Origin of the sequence: Acidiphilium sp. PM (genome assembly GCF_000219295.1) — a bacterium.
Taxonomy (GTDB): Bacteria; Pseudomonadota; Alphaproteobacteria; order Acetobacterales; family Acetobacteraceae; genus Acidiphilium; species Acidiphilium multivorum.
Map to the genome: position 1 here is coordinate 1 of NZ_AFPR01000526.1, position 986 is coordinate 986.

Annotated in this window: 1 protein-coding gene; it reads right to left on the reverse strand. The window is 70.6% G+C overall.

What is annotated here, in order from left to right; all coding sequences use genetic code 11:
* Positions 1–645 (reverse strand): ISL3 family transposase (locus APM_RS17305; protein ID WP_007424690.1); only part of this gene is annotated, 645 nt, incomplete at its 3' end.
* Between the last annotated feature and the right edge of the window lie 341 nt (positions 646–986).

Sequence of the window (986 nt, forward strand, 5' to 3'; positions counted from 1 at the left end):
GGCGATGCGGCCGGCCTCGCCGCCGTGCTCGGCCAGGAAGGCCCGGAAGGCGGTCATGCATTCCTTACCCTTGCCGGGGGTGACGAACAGCACCGGGCGCTCGGCCGCATCGAGGTCAATGAACACGGTGACGTAGCTGTGGCCTCGCTTGGCCGCGGTTTCGTCGAGTGCGACCGCCTCGACCCCGCTGAGATCGAGCCGCTCGATCGCCCGGCCGACATAGAACCGCAGGATGCGCCACAGCCGCTGGTCGGTGACGCCGATGATGCGCGCGGCAGCGGCGACCGGCATCTCGCGCATCAGAGCCAGCGCGGCCTGCTCGAACAGCAGCGTGAAGCCGCTGTCCGGACGTGCCCAAGGGACGGTGATGCGCAGCACGCCGTGCTCCGGACAGTCGGTGCGCGGCACGCGGGCCTCGATAATGCAGGCGTGCTGGAAGAAGTTGAGGTGCCGCCAGCTCAGCTCCTTCCAATCGTGCGGCTTGCACAGCCGGCCGCAGCTTGGGCAGGGGAAGCGGGCGCCCGGGTCGGCGGCGACGGCCAGATGCAGCTCGTTCGGCTGGCGGTCAGTCTCCAGCCGCTGGTCGACCACGCGCCAGGGTGGGGTCAGGCCGAGGCCGAGGGTGAAGACGTCGCTGTTTGCCATGGCGATTCTCCGCGCAATCAGGGTGTCGCGTGTAGAGCGGGCACCGCATTGCCGCGCCAAGGCGCGATCGGACTGCGGACGCGGCTGCTCAGCCCGCCTGCCTCTAGCCTGGCGCCGTGCTCGCCGCCGTCAAGTAACGCTGCGCGCCGCTACGCGGTGGCCTGCGGCCATTCTTGACCGCGGCTGCGCGCGACGCCGAGCGGACGATCAGGCCGGGACGGAGAAACAGCGCTCCAGCCGAACCAAGAAACTGGCTAAGGGCAGCGGGGGCGCCGCTACCGGCGGTGGTGGCCGCGTCGCTCCAGCAACGGCCGAGGTTCCACTCGCCGCGTCGAGGAGGC